A 17,885-nucleotide genomic window follows, 5' to 3' on the forward strand; every position below is an offset into this window, starting at 1 on the left:
CCACGATCGGAAGCCCTTGAACGAGAGGGCTTCCCCCTTCGGATCACCTGATACACCCCGGGCAATCGGGAACAGCATCTACAAACGGGGCCGGGATTTTCCCGGCCCCGCTTCGTTTTGGCCCCATCGTCACAGCCTGAACCGCCGGTTCAGGCGTAGGCTTCGACCGGCGGACAGGTGCAGATCAGGTTCCTGTCACCATGGACGTTATCGACACGCCCCACCGGCGGCCAATATTTGTCCTCGCGGAACGACCCCGGCGGGAAGCAGCCCTGTTCGCGCGGATAGGCGCGGGTCCAGTCGGCCACCAGATCCTCGACCGTATGCGGAGCATGGCGGAGCGGGCTTTCCTCTGGCGTGATCCGGCCCTCGGCGACATCGGCGATCTCCGCCCGGATCGCCCGCATCGCGGTGATGAAGCGGTCCAGCTCGGCCTTGGTTTCCGATTCCGTCGGCTCCACCATCAGCGTCCCGGCGACCGGGAAGCTCATCGTCGGCGCGTGGAACCCGTTGTCGATCAGCCGCTTGGCAATATCGTCCACGGTCACGCCGACATCGGCAAAGGCCCGGGTATCAAGGATGCACTCATGCGCCACCCGGCCCCGGTTGCCGATGAACAGGATCGGATAGTCACCCCGCAGCGCCGCCGCGATGTAGTTCGCATTCAGGATCGCCACCCGCGTCGCCTGCGTCAGCCCGGCGCCGCCCATCAACAGGCAATAGGCCCAGGAAATCAGCAGGATCGAGGCCGACCCATAGGGCGCCGCCGAAACCGCACCCTCGCCCGCCTCCGGATCGCCGGGAAGATAGGGCGCCAGATGCGCCTTCACCCCGATCGGCCCCATCCCCGGCCCGCCGCCGCCATGCGGAATCGCAAAGGTCTTGTGCAGGTTCAGGTGGCTGACATCGCCGCCAACCTCGCCGGGCCGCACCAGGCCGACCATCGCATTCATGTTCGCACCGTCGATATAGACCTGCCCGCCGTATTGATGCGTCAGGTCGCAAACCGCGCGGACCGTCTCCTCGAACACGCCATGGGTCGAGGGATAGGTGATCATGCAGGCCGCCAGCCGGTCCCCCGCCTCCGCCGCCTTCTGCGCGAAATCGTCGAGGTCGATGTCCCCGTTCGGCGCGGATTTCACCGGCACCACCTGCATCCCGGCCATATGCGCCGAGGCCGGATTGGTGCCATGCGCCGAAACCGGGATCAGGCAGATGTCGCGATGCCCCTCGCCCCGTGCACGATGATAGCCCCGGATCGTCAGCAGCCCGGCATATTCCCCCTGCGCGCCGGAATTCGGCTGCATCGAAAAGGCGTCATAGCCGGTGATGTCGCACAGCTTGGCGGTCAGGTCTTCGATCACCTCGGCATAGCCCTCGGCCTGATTGCGCGGGGCAAAGGGGTGCAGCGTGTTGAACCCGGGCCAGGTGATCGGCATCATCTCGGCCGCCGCGTTCAGCTTCATCGTGCAGGAACCGAGCGGGATCATCGCCCGGTCCAGCGCCAGATCCCGATCCGACAGCCGCCGCATGTAGCGCATCATCTCCAACTCGGCGCGGTTCATGTGGAACACCGGATGGGTCAGATAATCGGTCGCGCGCAGCATGGTTTCCGGGAAGCCAAGGCCCGCGGGTTCCGGCGCCGGATCCGTGATCCCGAAGGCGTCCAGCACCCGAACGATGACATCGGCATTCGTCAGTTCATCAACCGAAATCCCCACCCGGTCGCGCCCGACCTTGCGCAGGTTCAGCCCACGGTGCCGCGCGGCGGCCATGATGCCCTGTTGCCCCACACCGACCCGCACGGTGATCGTGTCGAAAAACGCCTCGGGCGCGACATCGGCCCCGGCGGCGACCAGCGCATCGCGCAGCCGCACCGCGTTGAAATGCACCCGCTCGGCAATGGCGCGCAGGCCCACCGGCCCGTGGAACACCGCGTAGAACGAGGCCATCACCGCCAGCAGCGCCTGCGCCGTGCAGACGTTCGATGTCGCCTTCTCCCGCCGGATATGCTGTTCGCGCGTTTGCAGCGACAGCCGATAGGCCCGGTTTCCCCGCGCATCGACCGAAACGCCCACGATCCGCCCCGGCATCGACCGTTTCAGCGCATCGCGGCAGGACATGAACCCCGCATGCGGCCCGCCATAGCCCATCGGCACGCCGAACCGCTGCGCCGAACCCACGGCAATATCCGCCCCCATCGCGCCCGGTTCCTTGAGCAGGCACAGCGCCAGAAGGTCCGTCGCCACGACAGCCAGCGCCTTCGCCTCATGCAGCCGGGCGATCAGATCGGTGAAATCGGTGACATGGCCGTAGGTGCCGGGATATTGGAAGATCGCGCCGAAGACCTGTTCGGGAACCATCGCCTCCGGAGCCCCTTCGATGATCTCGATCCCGAGCGGCAGCGCCCGGGTGCGGATCACGCTGATCGTCTGCGGGTGCAGGTTGCGGTCCACGAAGAACGCCCGCACCTTCGATTTCGCGCTGCGCTCCGCCATGGTCATCGCCTCCGCCGCCGCGGTGGCTTCGTCCAGCAGCGAAGCATTCGCCACCGGCAGCCCGGTCAGGTCCGCCACCATGGTCTGAAAGTTCAGCAGCGCCTCAAGCCGCCCCTGCGCGATCTCCGGCTGATAGGGGGTATAGGCCGTATACCACGCCGGGTTTTCCAGGATGTTGCGCTGGATCGCCGGGGGCGTGACCGTGCCGTAATAGCCCTGCCCGATCAACGAGGTCATCACCCGGTTTTTCGCCGCCACCCCGCGCAGCTTCGCCAGCAGGTCGTGCTCCGACAGCGGCGCCCAGGTCAGGGGCGTGCCCTGACGGATGCTCGCGGGCACGGTTTCGTCGATCAGCGCGTCAAGCGTGGGCGCACCGACCACCGTCAGCATCGCCGCCATCTCGGTGGGTGACGGGCCGATATGGCGGCGGTTCGCGAAATCATAGGGATCGTAAGTCGAAGGCGTGTAAGCCATGGATATACCTCATGAACCCGGTCACGCCGGGGGGTCGGGACTCAGCGCGGGGGCACCGTTCAGCCGGTGAATGCCTTGTAATCGTCCTCGGACATGAAACCGTCGAGCTGCGACAGATCCTCGATCTTCAGCTTGAAGAACCAGGCCGCCATCGGGTCTTCGTTCACCAGCGCGGGGTTGTCGGAAAGGGCGTCGTTGACCTCGGCCACCTCGCCATCCAGCGGCGCGAGGATGTCCGACGCGGCCTTGACGGATTCGATCACGCAGACCTCATCGCCCTTCGCCACCTGCGTTTCCAGTTCGGGCAGTTCGACGAAAACCACATCGCCCAGTTGTTCGGACGCATGCGCGGTGATGCCGACGACGACAAGATCGCCCTCGACCCGCAGCCATTCGTGATCTTCGGTGAATTTGACGGTCATGGGGACGCTCCTCAGCGTTTGTAGGAATGGGGGTGGAAGGGCAGCGGCGCCACGGTCGCGGGCAGGCGCTTGCCGCGCACCTCGCCGTAAACGGTGGTGCCTTCGGGCAGTTGCGGCAGATACGCCATCGCCATCGGCGCGTTGATCGTAGGGCCGAACCCGCCCGAGGTCACCATGCCGATGGGCTCGCCGCCCTCCGGCCCGGCATAGATCGCGGTGCCCTCGCGCATCGGCGCGCGGCCTTCGGGGCGCAGGCCCTGACGCTTGCGGCTGACGCCCCGCGCGATCTGGCCGAGGATGACATCGGCGCCCGGAAAGCCACCCTCAAGCCGCTGCCGCTTCTGGATCGCCCAGGTCAGATCGGCCTCGACCGGCGTCGTGGCGGTGTCGATGTCATGGCCATACAGGCACAGCCCCGCCTCCAGCCGCAGGCTGTCGCGCGCGCCCAGGCCGATGGCCGCCACCTCCGGCATCGCCAGCAGCGCGCGGGCGAAACTGTCCACCACCGCCACGGGCACCGAAATCTCATAGCCGTCTTCGCCGGTATACCCCGAACGCGAGACCCAAAGCCCCGCCCCCTGCCAGTCGAAATCCGCCACATCCATGAAGCGCATCGCCGCCACCCCGGGCAGCAGCCGGTCCAGGGCTGCCTCCGCCTGCGGCCCCTGTAGCGCCAGCAGGCCACGGTTCAGCACGTCGACCCCCTCGATATGCGCCTTCAGATGGGCGATGTCGGCTTCGGCGCAGGCGGCATTGACCACGACGAACAGGTGATCGCCCCGGTTCGCCACCATCAGGTCATCCTCGATCCCGCCCGCCGCATTGGTGAACATCGCATAGCGTTGCCGGTTCAGGCCCAGCCCCGCGACATCCACCGGCACCAGCGCCTCAAGCGCCGGGATCGCCGCGCGCGGCACGATCACCTGCCCCATATGGCTGACGTCGAACAGCCCGGCGGCGGCGCGGGTGTGCAGATGCTCCTTCAACACCCCCATCGGGTATTGCACGGGCATCTCCCAGCCCGCGAAAGGCACCATCTTCGCGCCCAGTTCGATATGCAGATCGTATAGCCCCGTCCGCTTCAGGCTGTCTCCGGCCATGCCGTCCCCCGTCCTGCCGGATGCCCGGCACCGATTCTCCGGGCCTTGCGACCCGCTCGATGCCCCCTCTGTCCCTGCCCCGAAGGGCGCCTGAGATCGTTATCCCTTCGGCGGGCGAATGCCCTCTCCAGAGTTCTGGCCGGAACGGTCCTTTTGCCTGAGAGTTTACCGGGGCGGTTGCTCCTTCGGCACTGGCGCGGGGCCAGCTTCTCCCAATTCCGTCTCCTATCGGATAGCCGACTGCCGCGCGCCCTGGCAACAGGAAAAATCGACCCTTCGGCGCGCGAATGCGACGCGGTGCCAAAGGGTCATGCAAATGCGGCACGGGCCTGCTATGAGCGGGCCGAACCGGAACGGAGAGAGCATGACCTGGATCGCCTTCATCCCCGCCGTGCTGGCGCTGCTGCTCGCGCCCGGGCCGACGAATACGCTGATCGGCCTGGCCGGGGCGCAGGGCGGATTGCGCGGCGCGGCACGGATGATGCCCGCCGAACTTGCGGGCTACCTGACCACGGTGCTGCCGCTGGCGGTGTTCGGCGGTGCGCTGGTCGCGCGCTGGCCCGAGGCGGCGGTGATGCTCAAGATTGCCGCGGCGATCTGGGTGATGGTGCTGGCGGTGCGGCTGTGGCAGCCCGGCGGCAAGGCCGCGCCGGGTGGAGTCAGCCGGCGGCGGGTCTATGTCACCACCGTCCTGAACCCGAAGGCGCTGGTCTTCGGGCTGGTCCTGCTGCCCGGGGCGACGGCGCCGGAGTTCCCCGCCCGCCTCGCCGCCTTCTGCGCGCTGGTCCTGCTGGTCGCTACCGCATGGGGGCTGCTCGGCGCGGCGCTGCGCGCGGGTCTGGCCGGTGGGCGGATGATGCTGCTGCAACGGATCGCGGCGGGCTGGCTCGCCTTCGTCGCGATCACATTGTTAGGCGGCGCGATCACGGCCTGACCCTGCCAAGCGCGCGCAATCAACTGTAGATCGCGCGCGCGTTGGGCAGCAGGTTCCGCGCCTGGCTGCGATGCAACCAAGCCGCATAATCAGTCGCGCCCCGATTACGCCGGGATCTTGTGCAAAAGCGGCAGCAGGTCGGCCATGTCCGGCCCATGCGCCTGCCCGGTCAGCGCCTTGCGCAGCGGCATGAAGAGCCCCTTGCCCTTGCGCCCCGTCGCGGCCTTGACCGTCCCGGTCCATTCGCTCCAGGTCGTCGCGGTGAAGGGCCGCGCGGGCAGGAGTGCCAGCGCCTGCGCCACGAACTCCGCATCCTCTGCGTCGATCACCGGCTTGGCCCCGTTCAGGCACAGATCGGCCCATTGCTTCAGGTCCGACAGCTTGTCGATGTTCTGCGATGCGACCTTCCAGAACGCCTCCGCCTGCTCTGCCGGGATGCCCAGATCGGCGATCTGCGCGGCCACGGCGGCAAAGGGCAGCTGCTGGTTGCGGTGCCGGGTCAGCGGGATCAGATCCTCGGCATCGAACCGGGTGGGCGCGGCGCCGAACTGGCTCAGATCGAACCCTTCGGCGATCTCGTCGAGCGACATCTTCAGTTCCACCGGCTGGCTGGACCCGAGCCGCGCCATCATGCTCAGCAGGGCCTCCGGCGCGATGCCCGAGGCCCGCAGGTCGCGGATCGACAGCGCCCCAAGCCGCTTCGACAGTTCCTCGCCCTGCGCCCCGGTCAAAAGCGAATGGTGCGCAAACCGCGGCGGCGTGGCGCCGAGCGACTCGATGATCTGGATCTGCGTCGCGGTATTGGTCACATGGTCGGCGCCGCGGACGATATCGGTCACGCCCATATCGGCGTCGTCCACCGAAGACGCAAAGGTATAGAGCACCTGCCCCGACGCCTTGATCAGCACCGGATCCGACACCGAGGCCGCGTCGATGGAGATCGGCCCCAGAATGCCATCCGTCCACTCGATCCGCTGCTGGTCGAGCAGGAAGCGCCAGTAACCCTCCCGCCCTTCGGCACGCAGCGCGGCCTTGTCGGCATCGCTCAGGTGCAGCCCGGTGCGGTCGTAGACCGGCGGCTTGCCCATGTTCAACTGCTTCTTGCGCTTGAGGTCGAGCTCGGTCGGCGTCTCGAACACCTCATAAAGCCGCCCCTTGTCGCGCAACTGCTGCGCCGCCTCCTCATAGCGGCCAAGACGCGCCGACTGCCGCTCCTCCCGGTCCCAGGTCAGGCCCAGCCATTCCAGATCCGCCTTCAGCGCATCGACATATTCCTGCTTCGAGCGTTCCTGATCCGTGTCGTCGATCCGCAGGATGAAGGTGCCGCCCGCCTTGCGCGCGATCAGATAGTTCATCAGCGCAGTGCGCAGATTGCCGACATGGATATAGCCGGTGGGCGACGGGGCGAAGCGGGTGGTGGTCATCGGAACTCTCCTGTTGCGCCCGCTCTTTCACAAAGGCTCCGTTTTGTCCATATCCACAGGGCAGACAGGAGGATCCGATGACCGATTGGACCGGGCGCGAGGCGCCTTCGCTCGACGATATCTTCGCCATGGCCGAGGCCGCCCGCGCCGCCCTGCCCGAGGCGTTCCGCGCCCCGGCGGCGGTCGTGGTGCTGCGGGTGGAGGATCTGGCGCCCGACGACATGCTGAACGACATGGGGATCGAAGATCCGTTCGAACTGACCGGCCTGTATGACGGCGTGCCGATGACGCAGAAATCGGTGATGGATCCGACCGGGCCGGATGTGATCTGGCTGTTCCGCCGCGCGATCCTCGACGAATGGGCGGACCGGGGGAACGTCGCGCTCGATGCGCTCGTCGCGCATGTCTTCGTGCACGAAATGGCGCATCACTTCGGCTGGTCGGACGAAGACATCGCCGCGATCGACCGCTGGTGGGAATAGGGCGGTAACGGCGCATTATCCAAGCGCCGGTTTTCCCTTGGCATCCGGTCAGCCATGCTGCCATGATCGCCGGGATTCCCCGGACCCTTGCGAAGGACACGATGGCCGCGATTCTCACCATCACCCTGAACCCCACCGTCGACCTGTCGATTTCCGCCGATCATGTGCTGCCCGAGCGCAAGCTGCGCTGCTCGCGCCCCGAAACGGATCCGGGCGGTGGCGGGCTCAACGTCAGCCGGGCGATTTCGGCGCTTGGCGGGCATTCGACGGCCTTCGTCGCCCTGGGCGGGCCGGTGGGGGACAAGGTGATGCACCTGCTCTCGGAACAGGGCATCGCGCTCAGCCCCTTCCCCGCGCCCGGCGAAACCCGGCAAAGCCTGACCGTCACCGATTCCTCGACCGGCGAGCAATATCGTTTCGTCATGCCCGGGCCGGAATGGCGCCCCGCCGATGTGAGCAAGGTGATCGACCGCATCGCCCGCGCCGCGCCCGAGGAAGGGATCGTCGTGCTGTCAGGCAGCCAGCCGCCCGGCGTGCCCGACGATTTCCCCGCGCGGCTGGCCACCCGGCTGGCGCGGACGCAGGCGCGGTTCTTCCTGGATACCTCGGGCAAGGCGCTGCACGAACTGATGCATTCGGGCGCGAAACCCGCCGATGTGCTGCGGATGGACGATCTGGAGGCCGAGGAGCTGGCCGGTCGTCTTCTTCCCGAACGGCGCGATACGGCGGATTTCGCGCAGGCGCTGGTGAACCGGGGGCTGGCGCATTCGGTGATCGTGGCGCGCGGGGCGGATGGCAATGTGCTGGCCAATGCCGCCGGCCGCTGGGTCGCGAAGGCGATCCCGCCGGCGGTGGTGTCCAAGGTCGGCGCGGGGGACAGCTTCGTCGCCGGGTTCACTCTGGCACGGGCCCGCGGCATGACGCAGCCCGAGGCGCTCCGCTGGGGCTCTTCGGCGGCGGCGGCGGCGGTGATGACCCCCGCCACCGGCCTGTGCCTGCCGCGCGATTTCAAGGCCCTGCTGAAGGGATGCGCACTCGAAGAGATCTGAGCCATGGCGCACCGTCGGCCACCCGGCGGTGCAACCCTGACAATTCGATACATTTGACCACGGCGGATTAACCCGAGTGGAATGGTTCTGCTGGCTTCTGGAGCAAGGCGCCCAATCAGGTGCCGTCGTCAGGAGACCACGATGATCAGAAAGACCGCCCTTGTCACTCTCATGGCCTCGGGCCTCATGGGCTGTGCCACACTGACCAATGATGAGAACGTCCCGGTTGCCCTGTCCTTCAGTTCGGGGAAGTCGGGAACCTGTGCGCTGCGCAACAAGCGGCAGTCGCAATCGGCCAATATCCCCAGTGTGGTGCAGGTGCGCCGCTCGGATGACATGCTGCAATACAACTGCAAGACCACGCGCGGCAAGGAAGCCACCGGCGCGATCCCCAGCACGATGGGCGGCAAGATCGTCGCGAGCGCGGTATTTATCGACCTCGGGATCGTCGATGCGATCACCGACAAGCACCGCGAATATCCGGCCAGCTACGTCATCCCTGTTCCGAAATGATCAGGCACCACTGCCGTCGCGCCAGCGGTTGACCATCGGATAGCGGCGGTCGAGCCAGAAGGCGCGGCGGGTCAGGCGTGGCCCCGGCGCCGACTGGAACCGCTTCCATTCCGAAATATAGAGCAGGTGCTCCACCCGCTTCACCACCGCCCGGTCATGGCCCGCAGCGACGATTTCGGCCACCGACTGATCGCCCTCCACCAGCCGTTCGAGGATGTCGTCCAGCACCTCATAGGGCGGCAGGCTGTCCTCGTCCTTCTGGTTGTCGCGCAGCTCGGCCGAAGGCGGCTTGTCGATGATCGTGACCGGGATCACCTCCCCCTCCGGCCCCTGCATCCAGGGCCGGTGATGGGCATTGCGCCAGCGGCAGGTCTCGAACACGCGGGTTTTATACAGATCCTTCAGCGGGTTGTAGCCGCCCGACATATCGCCGTAGATGGTGCAGTAGCCCACCGCCATTTCCGATTTATTGCCGGTGGTCAGCAGCATCGCGCCGAACTTGTTCGAGATCGCCATCAGCATCACGCCGCGCAGGCGCGACTGGATGTTCTCCTCGGTCACGTCGGGCTTCGTGCCGGCCATCACACCGGCCAGTGCCTCGGTCACGGCGGCGCGGCTGCCCTCGATCTCCACCGTATCGAGCCGCGCCCCCAGCCGCCGGGCCAGTTCCGCCGCATCGTCCAGCGACCCCTGCGAGGTGTGCCGCGACGGCAGCATGATGCAATGCACGTTCTCCGGGCCGAAGGCATCCGCCGCGATCACCGCCACCAGCGCGGAATCGACGCCCCCCGACAGCCCCAGCACCACCTTGGAAAACCCGGATTTCTCCAGATAATCCCGCAGGCCCAGCACCATCGCGCGGTAATCCTGCTCCCATTCATCGGGCTGCGCGGTGAATGGCCCGGGCAGCGCGCGCCACCCCTCGGCCCCGCGCTCAAAGTCGATATGCGCGATCGCCTCGTCAAAGACCGGAAGCTGCGCCGCGATCTCGCCATGCGGGTTCAGAACGAAGCTCGCGCCGTCGAACAACTGATCGTCCTGCCCGCCCACCGCGTTCAGGTAGACCAGCGGCAGGCCGGTTTCCACCACGCGCGCGACGGTGACATTCAGCCGGGTCTCCTGCTTGCCGCGGAAGTAGGGCGAGCCGTTCGGCACAAGAAGGATCTCGGCCCCGGTCTCGGCCAGGGTCTCGGCCACATCGGGATGCCAGCTATCCTCGCAGATCGGCGTGCCGATCCGCAGCGGCCCGATCCGATAGGGTCCGGAGACCTTGCCCGAATCGAACAACCGGAGTTCGTCGAACAGATCCTCATGCGGCAGGTCATGTTTCAGCACGCGGGCGACCACCCTGCCCTCCTGCATCACCCACCAGGCGTTGTAATGCCCGGTTTCGTCCCAATACGGCGCACCGATGCCAAGCGCCGGGCCATCGGTGATCTGCGCGGCCAATGCCTCGGCCACCGCCATCGCCTCCGCCACGAAGGCGGGTTTGAGCACCAGATCCTGCGTCTGGTAGCCGGTGAGGAACATTTCGGGCAGCGCGACCATATCCGCCCCCGCGTCGCGGCCCGCGCGCCAGGCGGCCAGCGCCTTTTCAGCATTGGCGGCAAGGGCACCCACGGTCGGGTTCAACTGGGCGAGCGTGAGGCGGAATCTGTCGGCCATGCGGAGAAAGTCCCTCTGGTTGCGCTCCCGGTTTAGCGGTTGATTCCCGCCAAGGAAAGCCTGCGGCTTGTGCCGCCTGCGCGCGCGGACTACTCTGGCGCCCGGACGGACAGGAGAACCTATGCAGGCGGCACGCATCCTCGGCCTCGCACTGGCGCTCGCGGCGGGAAACGCCTCGGCACAGGAGGTCATCACCAAGCAATACGAGGACGGCGGCGTCTACGAAGGCACCTTCACCGACGGCAGGCAGGACGGCCGCGGCATCTACCGGCTGCCCTCGGGCTACGAATACGAAGGCGAATGGGTGAAGGGCGAGATCCTTGGCCAGGGCCGCGCCCGGTTCCCGAACGGCGCAGTCTATGTCGGCCATTTCGCCCGGGGCAAACCCGACGGCATGGGCAAGATCACCTTTGCCGATGGCGGCACCTACGAGGGGCAGTGGTCGGCGGGCGAAATCACCGGCGAGGGCACCGCGCATTATGCCGATGGCACCAGCTACACCGGCCAGTTCACCGATGCGCTGCATGACGGCAAGGGCGTGCTGACCGGGCCGGACGGGTATCGCTACGATGGCGACTGGGTGAAGGGCGTCAAGCAGGGTCAGGGCCGGATCACCTATGCCGACGGTTCGGTCTACGAGGGCGGCATGGCCGCGGGCCTGCGCGCCGGGCAAGGGCGCCTGACGCTGGCCAATGGCACGGTTTACGAAGGCGAATGGGCGCGCGGGCAGATGAACGGCACCGGCCGCCTGCAACAGCCGAACGGCGATGTCTTCGAGGGCCGGCTGGCCGATGGCAAGCGCGAGGGCGAAGGCAAGGTCACCTATGCCAACGGCGACATCTATGAGGGCGGCTTCGTCGCCGACCGGCGGCAGGGGCATGGGGTGTTCCGCGGCACGGATGGATATCTGTATGATGGCGACTGGACCGAGGGCCGGATCGAGGGTCGGGGCAAGGTCACCTATCCGGACGGTTCGACCTATGAGGGCCAGTTCAGGGCCGACCAGCCCGACGGCAAGGGCAAGATCACCTATCCGGACGGGTCGAGCTACGAGGGCGACTGGCTCGCCGGGGTGATCGAGGGCACCGGCACCGCGCGCTATGCCAACGGGCTGATCTACGAGGGCGAATTCCGCGCGGCAAAGAACGCGGGCAAGGGCCGGATGACCTATCCCGATGGTTACGTCTACGAAGGCGATTGGGTCGATGGCCAGCGCGAGGGTCAGGGCCGCGCCACCTATGCCGACGGCACGGTCTACGAGGGCGGCTTCGTCGCGGGCAAGCGCTCGGGCCGGGGCGTGCTCACGATGCCGGACGGGTTCCGCTACGAAGGGTCGTGGCGCGAGGGCGAGATCGACGGCCAGGGCATCGCGACCTATGCGAACGGCGACACCTATGAAGGCCATTTCGTCATGGGCAAACGGCAGGGCCAGGGCACGATGCGCTACAAAAGCGGCCAGGTCTCCTCGGGCGAATGGAAGGACGACGCCCTCACCACCCCCACCGGCGCGGCGCGGCCGTAACGGCATTCGGGACCGACAGGATGCGCCCTACCCGCACGGCCCTGGCGATGACGGAAACCCGCGCGGGGTGACAGGATGTCGACCCCGGGGCGAGTGCGCAGGGGTGACAGCTACCACCCGCATCGCCCGGCCCCGCCCGCGACGCACCGGCACAGAGACCTGCGACAGGCCCGCCCCACCACCTGCGCTCTGGCGCGACACCCGCGCCGCTTTGGCGCAGGGGCGGCAGGTTCCGGAAGGAAGGACGAATTGGAACGCGCCCCTGGGGCGGAACCCGCCGCGCCCTGCCCATATTTCACGCTGAAATTCCGCACAAAGGTGGAAATTCGTGCTTTCCATTCCCGAAACCGCACGGCATATTCCCCGCATGACACGGATGCTGAACAATCTGACGAACCGCACCGGAGCCTTGGCGCCCGGCCTGTCCGTCCGTGGTCTCCTTCTTCTTAGCAGCCTCTGAGCGTGCCTTCGGGCGCGACCGCTCAGGGGTAACCAGCGCCCGGACCACGCCGAAGCCCACGCGAGAGGCTGGTCTTCGGCCCAACGCAAAGCTAGGAACACCCCGCGAGGAGACCTGACATGACCGACAAAGACCGCGTTCTGATTTTCGACACCACCCTGCGCGATGGCGAACAGTCGCCCGGCGCCACCATGACCCATGACGAAAAGCTGGAAATCGCCCAGCTGCTCGAAGAAATGGGCGTGGACATCATCGAGGCGGGCTTCCCGATCGCCTCCGAAGGCGATTTCGAGGCGGTGTCCGAGATCGCCCGCCGCCTGAAGACCACGGCGGTCTGCGGGCTGGCCCGCGCCAATATCAAGGACATCGACCGCTGCTGGGAGGCGGTGAAACACGCCGTCAAGCCGCGCATCCACACCTTCATCGGCACCTCGCCGAGCCATCGCGGCATCACCAATCTGGATCAGGACCAGATGATCGCCCGGATCCACGAGACCGTGACCCATGCCCGCAACCTGTGCGCGGATGTGCAATGGTCGGCGATGGACGCCACCCGGACCGAGCGCGACTACCTGTGCCGCGTGGTGGAAACCGCGATCAAGGCCGGCGCGACCACGATCAACATCCCCGATACCGTGGGCTACACCATGCCGCGCGAAAGCGCCGACATCATCCGCATGCTGCTGGAAAAGGTGCCGGGCGCGGATGAGGTGATCTTCTCGACCCACTGCCACAACGACCTGGGCATGGCGACGGCGAATTCGCTGGCGGCGGTCGAGGCGGGCGCGCGGCAGATCGAATGCACGATCAACGGGCTGGGCGAACGCGCAGGCAACACCGCGCTGGAGGAAGTCGTGATGGCGATGCGCGTGCGCCATGACCTGACGCCCTTCACCACCGGCATCGACACCACGCGGATCATGAACCTGAGCCGCCGCGTCGCGCAGGTCTCGGGCTTCCCGGTGCAGTTCAACAAGGCGGTCGTTGGCAAGAACGCCTTCCTGCACGAATCGGGCATCCACCAGGACGGCGTGCTGAAGAACGTCGAAACCTTTGAAATCATGAAGCCCGCCGACATCGGCCTGACCGAGACCAATATCGCGATGGGCAAGCACTCGGGCCGCGCGGCGCTGCGCACGAAGCTGGCCGATCTGGGCTATGAGCTGGCGGACAACCAGCTGAACGACGTCTTCGTGCGGTTCAAGGCGCTGGCCGACCGCAAGAAGGAAATCTACGACGACGATCTGGTCGCGCTGATGACCGATTCCGCCGCCAATACCGACAGCGACTATCTGCAAGTCAAATGGCTGCGGGTGACCTGCGGTTCGGACGGGCAGGAAGCGGAACTGAAGATGACGGTCGATGGCGTCGAGAAATCGGCCCGCGTTCCCGGCGATGGCCCGGTCGATGCCTGCTTCAAGGCGGTGAAGGCGATCTATCCGACCAATGCGCGGCTGAAGGTCTATCAGGTGCAGGCGGTGACGCAGGGCACCGATGCGCAGGCCACCGTCTCCGTCCGGCTGGAAGAGGATGGCCGCATCGTGACCGGCTCCGCCGCGGATACCGACACGATCCTGGCTTCGGTCAAGGCTTATGTCGGCGCGCTGAACCGGCTGCGGGTGCGCAGCCAGAAGACGGCGCCCGATGCCGATCTGAAGACCGTGAGCTTCAAGGACTAAGCCCATGGCCTGCCGGAGCGATCCGGCAGGCCCTTTCCGTTCAGGCCATCAGCCCCTCGGCCTTCGCCTTGGCATGGCCTTCGTCCAGCGATTTGCGCGCGCGGGCGATCAGGATGTCTACCTCGTCCTTGCTGATCACCAGGGGCGGCGAGATGATCATCCGGTCGCCGACATGGCGCATGATCAGGTTGTTGGCAAAGCAGCGCTCACGGCAGATATAGCCCACGGTGCCCTCCTTGGCCGCGAATTTCGCCCGCGCCGCCTTGTCCGGCGTCAGCGCGATCGACCCCATCAGCCCGACGATCTTCGCTTCGCCGACCATCGGATGATCGGCCAGCGCCTCCCATTGCGCCTTCAGATAAGGGGCGATTTCGGCGCGGGCGCGGTCGATGATCCCCTCTTCGTCCAGAAGCCGCAGGTTTTCGAGCGCCACGGCGGCGGCGACGGGATGGCCCGAATAGGTATAGCCATGGGCGAATTCATCGGCGTTGTTGATCACCTCGGCGATCTGATCCGAAACCAGCGACGCCCCCATCGGGATATAACCCGAGGTCAGCCCCTTCGCGCAGGTCATGATATCGGGCTGAATGCCGAAGGTCTCGCTGCCGAACCAGTTTCCGGTGCGGCCGAAGCCGGTGATCACCTCGTCCACGATCAGCAGGATACCGTATTCGCGGCAGATCCGCTGAATCTCCGGCCAGTAGGTGGCGGGCGGGATGATCACGCCGCCCGCGCCCTGCACCGGTTCCGCGATGAAGGCCGCAACCTTGTCGGCGCCGATTTCGAGGATCTTCCGTTCCAGCAGCCGCGCGCGGGCGAGGCCGAACTCCTCGGGCGCCATATCGCCGCCTTCGGACCACCAGTCGGGCTGGTCGATATGGGTGATGCCCGGGATCGGCAGGCCGCCCTGCGCGTGGATCCCCTTCATCCCGCCCAGCGAGCCGCCCCCCATCGTCGAGCCATGGTAGCCGTTCCAGCGCGAGATCACGACGCTCTTTTCCGGCTTGCCGAGCGCCGCCCAGTAATGCCGCACCATCCGCAGGTTGGTGTCGTTGGAATCCGACCCCGAGCCATTGAAGAACACATGGTTCAGCGGGCCCGGCGCCAGATCGGCGAGCCGCTTCGCCAGCTTGATCGCCGGCGGGTGCGAGGTCTGGAAGAAGGTGTTGTAGAAGGCCAGATCGCGCATCTGCGCCGCCGCCACCTCGGCCAGTTCCTCGCGCCCGTAGCCGACGTTGACGCACCACAGCCCGGCCATGCCGTCGAGGATCTCCTCCCCCTCGCTGTCGGTCAGCCAGACGCCCTTGGCGCGGGTGATGATCCGGGCGCCTTTCCTGTTCAGCGCAGCGCCATCGGTGAACGGGTGCATGTGATGGGCGGCGTCGAGCGCCTGCAACTCGGCGGTGGGAAGCTGGTTCTCGCGCACGATAACCTCCTGTGCATATGGGTTGCCCTCAAAATATGATCAAATTATCCGGGCGTCAACGCGGGCAGGAAACCGACCGGCGCGGGGTGCATATCGGGTCCGGCAAAGGAGACGCGCATCACCGATCTGGACCACGCATTGGCCCGGTCGCGGCACCGGCGATCCCCGTTGCGGAGTTGCACGCGCGGCTTGCGGGCCTGTGGCGCGGTATGGCGGCGGCGCGGATGGGTTCGGTCCGGGCTATGACCTGCCCGGCCTCGGGCTCGGCCTCGACCCCCACGAAGACCCGTTCATCGTCGCGGCCCCCCTTCGCCCCCGGCATGGTGTTTTCCATCGAGCCGATGCTGTGCGTTTATGGCGAATGCGGCGTGCGGCTGGAGGGCATCGTGCATATGACGCAGGCCGGACCGCGCTGGTTCTGTCCACCTGCCGGACGGATCGACGCGCCGTTTGAATAAGCCTTTACATGACGCCGTGTTACGCCTTGAATACGGATCGCAAAGATGTGAGGAACCGGAAGGAAGTTGACGGGCCGGTCAACACCCCCGGGCCCCGTCCCGCCGGGCAGAACCCGCGGGCGAACGACCTTCAACAGTGAGTGGAAAGGAAGCCTTATGAAATTCCGCACCCGCAGCCTTCTCGCTGCCTCTGCCATTGCGCTCACCGCCGCCGGGCCGCTGGCTGCGAAGACCTTCGTCTATTGCTCCGAAGCCTCGCCCGAAGGGTTCGACCCCGCGCCCTATACCACCGGCACCACGTTTGATGCCTCGGGCCATGCGGTCTACAACGGGCTGGTGCAGTTCAAGCCGGGCCTGACCGAGGTCTTCCCCGCGCTCGCCGAAAGCTATGACGTGTCCGAGGATGGCACCGTCTACACCTTCCACCTGCGCAAGGGCGTGAAATGGCAGTCGAACGACGTCTTCACCCCCACCCGCGACCTGACCGCCGATGACGTGGTGTTCAGCTTCGTCCGGCAGGGCGATGCCACCAACCCGTGGCATGAATATGTGCCGGGTGTGAACTACGAATATTACAAGTCGATGGAGATGCCCGAACTGGTGAAGTCGATCGAGAAGGTCGACGATTACACCGTGAAGGTCACCCTGACCCATCCCGAGGCGCCCTTCATCGCCAACCTCGCCATGCCCTTCATGCGCATCGTGTCGAAGGAATATGCCGATACGCTGGAAAAGCTGGGCACGAAGGAAGACTTCAACAACAAGCCGATCGGCACCGGCCCGTTCAAATTCGTCGCCTATCAGAAGGATGCGGTGATCCGCTACCAGAAGAACCCCGACTATTGGGGCGAGGCGCCGAAAATCGACGATCTGGTCTTTGCGATCACGCCCGATGCCGCCGTGCGCTATCAGAAGCTGAAGGCGGGCGAATGCCACCTGATGCCCTATCCGTCGCCCGCCGACGTGGCCGCGATGAAGGCCGATCCGGCCCTGAAGGTCGATGAACTGCCGGGGCTGAACGTCGCCTATCTGGCCTATAACGCCACCGTCGCGCCTTTCGACAAGGTTGAGGTGCGCAAGGCGCTGAACATGGCGATCAACAAGCAGGCGATCATCGACGCGGTGTTCCAGGGCGCGGGTCAGGTGGCGAAGAACCCGATCCCGCCGACGATGTGGTCCTATAACGACGCCATTCAGGACGACCCCTATGATCCGGAAGCGGCGAAGAAGATGCTCGACGAGGCCGGCGTGAAGGATCTGTCGATGGAGATCTGGGCGATGCCGGTGCAGCGCCCCTATATGCCGAACGCGCGCCGCGCCGCCGAACTGATGCAGTCGGACCTCGCCAAGGTCGGCGTGAAGGTCGATATCGTCTCCTACGAATGGGGCGAATATCTGAAGAAGTCGAGCGATCCGGACCGCAAGGGCGCGGTCATCATGGGCTGGACCGGGGACAATGGCGATCCGGACAACTTCCTGACGGTGCTGCTGTCCTGCGCCGCGACGCAGGGCGGGGCGAACCGGGCGCAATGGTGCAACGAGGAATTCTCGGATCTGCTGACGCAGGCGAAGAAGACCTCGGATGTGGCGGAACGCACGAAACTTTATGAACAGGCGCAGGTGATCTTCAAGGATCAGGCGCCCTGGGACACGCTGGCGCATTCGACGCAATTCGTGCCGATGCGGGCGAATGTCACCGGCTTCACCATGAGCCCGCTGGGTGACTTCACCTTCGAGCACGTCGATCTCGAATGATCCGGTTCTGACAACGGGCGGGCG

At 66.2% G+C, this 17,885-nt stretch carries 14 protein-coding genes and 1 riboswitch; of the genes, 8 read left to right on the forward strand and 6 right to left on the reverse strand.

What is annotated here, in order from left to right:
• Positions 1–149: 149 nt before the first annotated feature.
• Genes gcvP through gcvT form a run of 3 tightly spaced genes read right to left on the reverse strand, consistent with a single transcriptional unit; the run spans position 150 to position 4,494 of the window.
• Entirely contained in the window at positions 150–2,972 is a 2,823-nt protein-coding gene (gene gcvP, locus QM789_RS11320; RefSeq protein WP_420352002.1) for an aminomethyl-transferring glycine dehydrogenase, read from the reverse strand.
• 59 nt (positions 2,973–3,031) lie between these two features.
• Positions 3,032–3,394, reverse strand: a complete 363-nt coding sequence (gene gcvH, locus QM789_RS11325; protein ID WP_420352003.1) for a glycine cleavage system protein GcvH — start codon at positions 3,392–3,394, stop codon at positions 3,032–3,034.
• An 11-nt stretch (positions 3,395–3,405) separates the two neighbouring features.
• Positions 3,406–4,494 carry a glycine cleavage system aminomethyltransferase GcvT gene (gcvT, locus tag QM789_RS11330; protein ID WP_420352004.1) on the reverse strand — a complete coding sequence of 363 codons (1,089 nt, stop codon included), beginning with the start codon at positions 4,492–4,494 and terminating at the stop codon, positions 3,406–3,408.
• A gap of 135 nt (positions 4,495–4,629) precedes the next feature.
• Positions 4,630–4,719: riboswitch (glycine riboswitch) on the reverse strand.
• Positions 4,720–4,858: 139 nt separating this feature from the next.
• On the opposite strand from gcvT, the gene QM789_RS11335 reads away from it, so the two are divergent.
• Entirely contained in the window at positions 4,859–5,428 is a 570-nt protein-coding gene (locus QM789_RS11335; protein ID WP_420352005.1) for a LysE family translocator, read from the forward strand.
• A gap of 104 nt (positions 5,429–5,532) precedes the next feature.
• On the opposite strand, the gene gltX is transcribed toward QM789_RS11335, so the two are convergent.
• On the reverse strand, positions 5,533–6,852 hold the full coding sequence (gene gltX / locus QM789_RS11340; RefSeq protein WP_420352006.1) for a glutamate--tRNA ligase: 1,320 nt from the start codon (positions 6,850–6,852) through the stop codon (positions 5,533–5,535).
• 77 nt (positions 6,853–6,929) lie between these two features.
• Here gltX and QM789_RS11345 point away from each other — a divergent pair, with 77 nt between their 5' ends.
• The 3 genes from QM789_RS11345 (at position 6,930) to QM789_RS11355 (ending at position 8,896) form a co-directional block, all read left to right on the forward strand.
• The gene (locus QM789_RS11345; protein ID WP_420352007.1) at positions 6,930–7,334 is read left to right on the forward strand and encodes a metallopeptidase family protein; all 405 of its coding nucleotides are present in this window, start codon (positions 6,930–6,932) and stop codon (positions 7,332–7,334) included.
• 101 nt (positions 7,335–7,435) lie between these two features.
• On the forward strand, positions 7,436–8,383 hold the full coding sequence (locus QM789_RS11350; protein WP_420352008.1) for a 1-phosphofructokinase family hexose kinase: 948 nt from the start codon (positions 7,436–7,438) through the stop codon (positions 8,381–8,383).
• 141 nt (positions 8,384–8,524) lie between these two features.
• The gene (locus QM789_RS11355; RefSeq protein WP_420352009.1) at positions 8,525–8,896 is read left to right on the forward strand and encodes a hypothetical protein; all 372 of its coding nucleotides are present in this window, start codon (positions 8,525–8,527) and stop codon (positions 8,894–8,896) included.
• On the opposite strand, the gene QM789_RS11360 is transcribed toward QM789_RS11355, so the two are convergent.
• The gene (locus tag QM789_RS11360) at positions 8,897–10,561 is read right to left on the reverse strand and encodes an NAD+ synthase (protein ID WP_420352010.1); all 1,665 of its coding nucleotides are present in this window, start codon (positions 10,559–10,561) and stop codon (positions 8,897–8,899) included.
• A 121-nt stretch (positions 10,562–10,682) separates the two neighbouring features.
• Here QM789_RS11360 and QM789_RS11365 point away from each other — a divergent pair, with 121 nt between their 5' ends.
• Positions 10,683–12,083 carry an MORN repeat-containing protein gene (locus QM789_RS11365; protein ID WP_420352011.1) on the forward strand — a complete coding sequence of 467 codons (1,401 nt, stop codon included), beginning with the start codon at positions 10,683–10,685 and terminating at the stop codon, positions 12,081–12,083.
• 579 nt (positions 12,084–12,662) lie between these two features.
• Positions 12,663–14,222 (forward strand): 2-isopropylmalate synthase, encoded by a 1,560-nt coding sequence (locus QM789_RS11370; protein ID WP_420352012.1) that lies wholly within the window; start codon positions 12,663–12,665, stop codon positions 14,220–14,222.
• Between the two features lie 40 nt (positions 14,223–14,262).
• Here the strand turns inward: QM789_RS11370 and QM789_RS11375 are convergent, their stop codons facing one another.
• Positions 14,263–15,648, reverse strand: a complete 1,386-nt coding sequence (locus QM789_RS11375) for an aspartate aminotransferase family protein (protein ID WP_420352013.1) — start codon at positions 15,646–15,648, stop codon at positions 14,263–14,265.
• 35 nt (positions 15,649–15,683) lie between these two features.
• On the opposite strand from QM789_RS11375, the gene QM789_RS11380 reads away from it, so the two are divergent.
• Positions 15,684–16,106 carry a hypothetical protein gene (locus QM789_RS11380; RefSeq protein WP_420352014.1) on the forward strand — a complete coding sequence of 141 codons (423 nt, stop codon included), beginning with the start codon at positions 15,684–15,686 and terminating at the stop codon, positions 16,104–16,106.
• A gap of 156 nt (positions 16,107–16,262) precedes the next feature.
• Positions 16,263–17,861, forward strand: coding sequence for an ABC transporter substrate-binding protein (locus QM789_RS11385; protein ID WP_420352015.1), 1,599 nt, complete (start codon positions 16,263–16,265; stop codon positions 17,859–17,861).
• Positions 17,862–17,885 lie beyond the last annotated feature (24 nt).

The sequence above is a fragment of the Paenirhodobacter sp. genome (assembly GCF_047600745.1).
In the GTDB taxonomy this organism is placed as follows: Bacteria; Pseudomonadota; Alphaproteobacteria; order Rhodobacterales; family Rhodobacteraceae; genus Rhodobacter.

Excerpts from the sequence above, each read along its gene's own strand:
- gcvP (WP_420352002.1), bottom strand. The coding sequence starts at position 2,972 with ATGGCTTACACGCCTTCGACTTACGATCCCTATGATTTCGCGAACCGC.
- gcvH (WP_420352003.1), bottom strand. The coding sequence starts at position 3,394 with ATGACCGTCAAATTCACCGAAGATCACGAATGGCTGCGGGTCGAGGGC.
- gcvT (WP_420352004.1), bottom strand. The coding sequence starts at position 4,494 with ATGGCCGGAGACAGCCTGAAGCGGACGGGGCTATACGATCTGCATATC.
- QM789_RS11335 (WP_420352005.1), top strand. The coding sequence starts at position 4,859 with ATGACCTGGATCGCCTTCATCCCCGCCGTGCTGGCGCTGCTGCTCGCG.
- gltX (WP_420352006.1), bottom strand. The coding sequence starts at position 6,852 with ATGACCACCACCCGCTTCGCCCCGTCGCCCACCGGCTATATCCATGTC.
- QM789_RS11345 (WP_420352007.1), top strand. The coding sequence starts at position 6,930 with ATGACCGATTGGACCGGGCGCGAGGCGCCTTCGCTCGACGATATCTTC.
- QM789_RS11350 (WP_420352008.1), top strand. The coding sequence starts at position 7,436 with ATGGCCGCGATTCTCACCATCACCCTGAACCCCACCGTCGACCTGTCG.
- QM789_RS11355 (WP_420352009.1), top strand. The coding sequence starts at position 8,525 with ATGATCAGAAAGACCGCCCTTGTCACTCTCATGGCCTCGGGCCTCATG.
- QM789_RS11360 (WP_420352010.1), bottom strand. The coding sequence starts at position 10,561 with ATGGCCGACAGATTCCGCCTCACGCTCGCCCAGTTGAACCCGACCGTG.
- QM789_RS11365 (WP_420352011.1), top strand. The coding sequence starts at position 10,683 with ATGCAGGCGGCACGCATCCTCGGCCTCGCACTGGCGCTCGCGGCGGGA.
- QM789_RS11370 (WP_420352012.1), top strand. The coding sequence starts at position 12,663 with ATGACCGACAAAGACCGCGTTCTGATTTTCGACACCACCCTGCGCGAT.
- QM789_RS11380 (WP_420352014.1), top strand. The coding sequence starts at position 15,684 with ATGATCAAATTATCCGGGCGTCAACGCGGGCAGGAAACCGACCGGCGC.
- QM789_RS11385 (WP_420352015.1), top strand. The coding sequence starts at position 16,263 with ATGAAATTCCGCACCCGCAGCCTTCTCGCTGCCTCTGCCATTGCGCTC.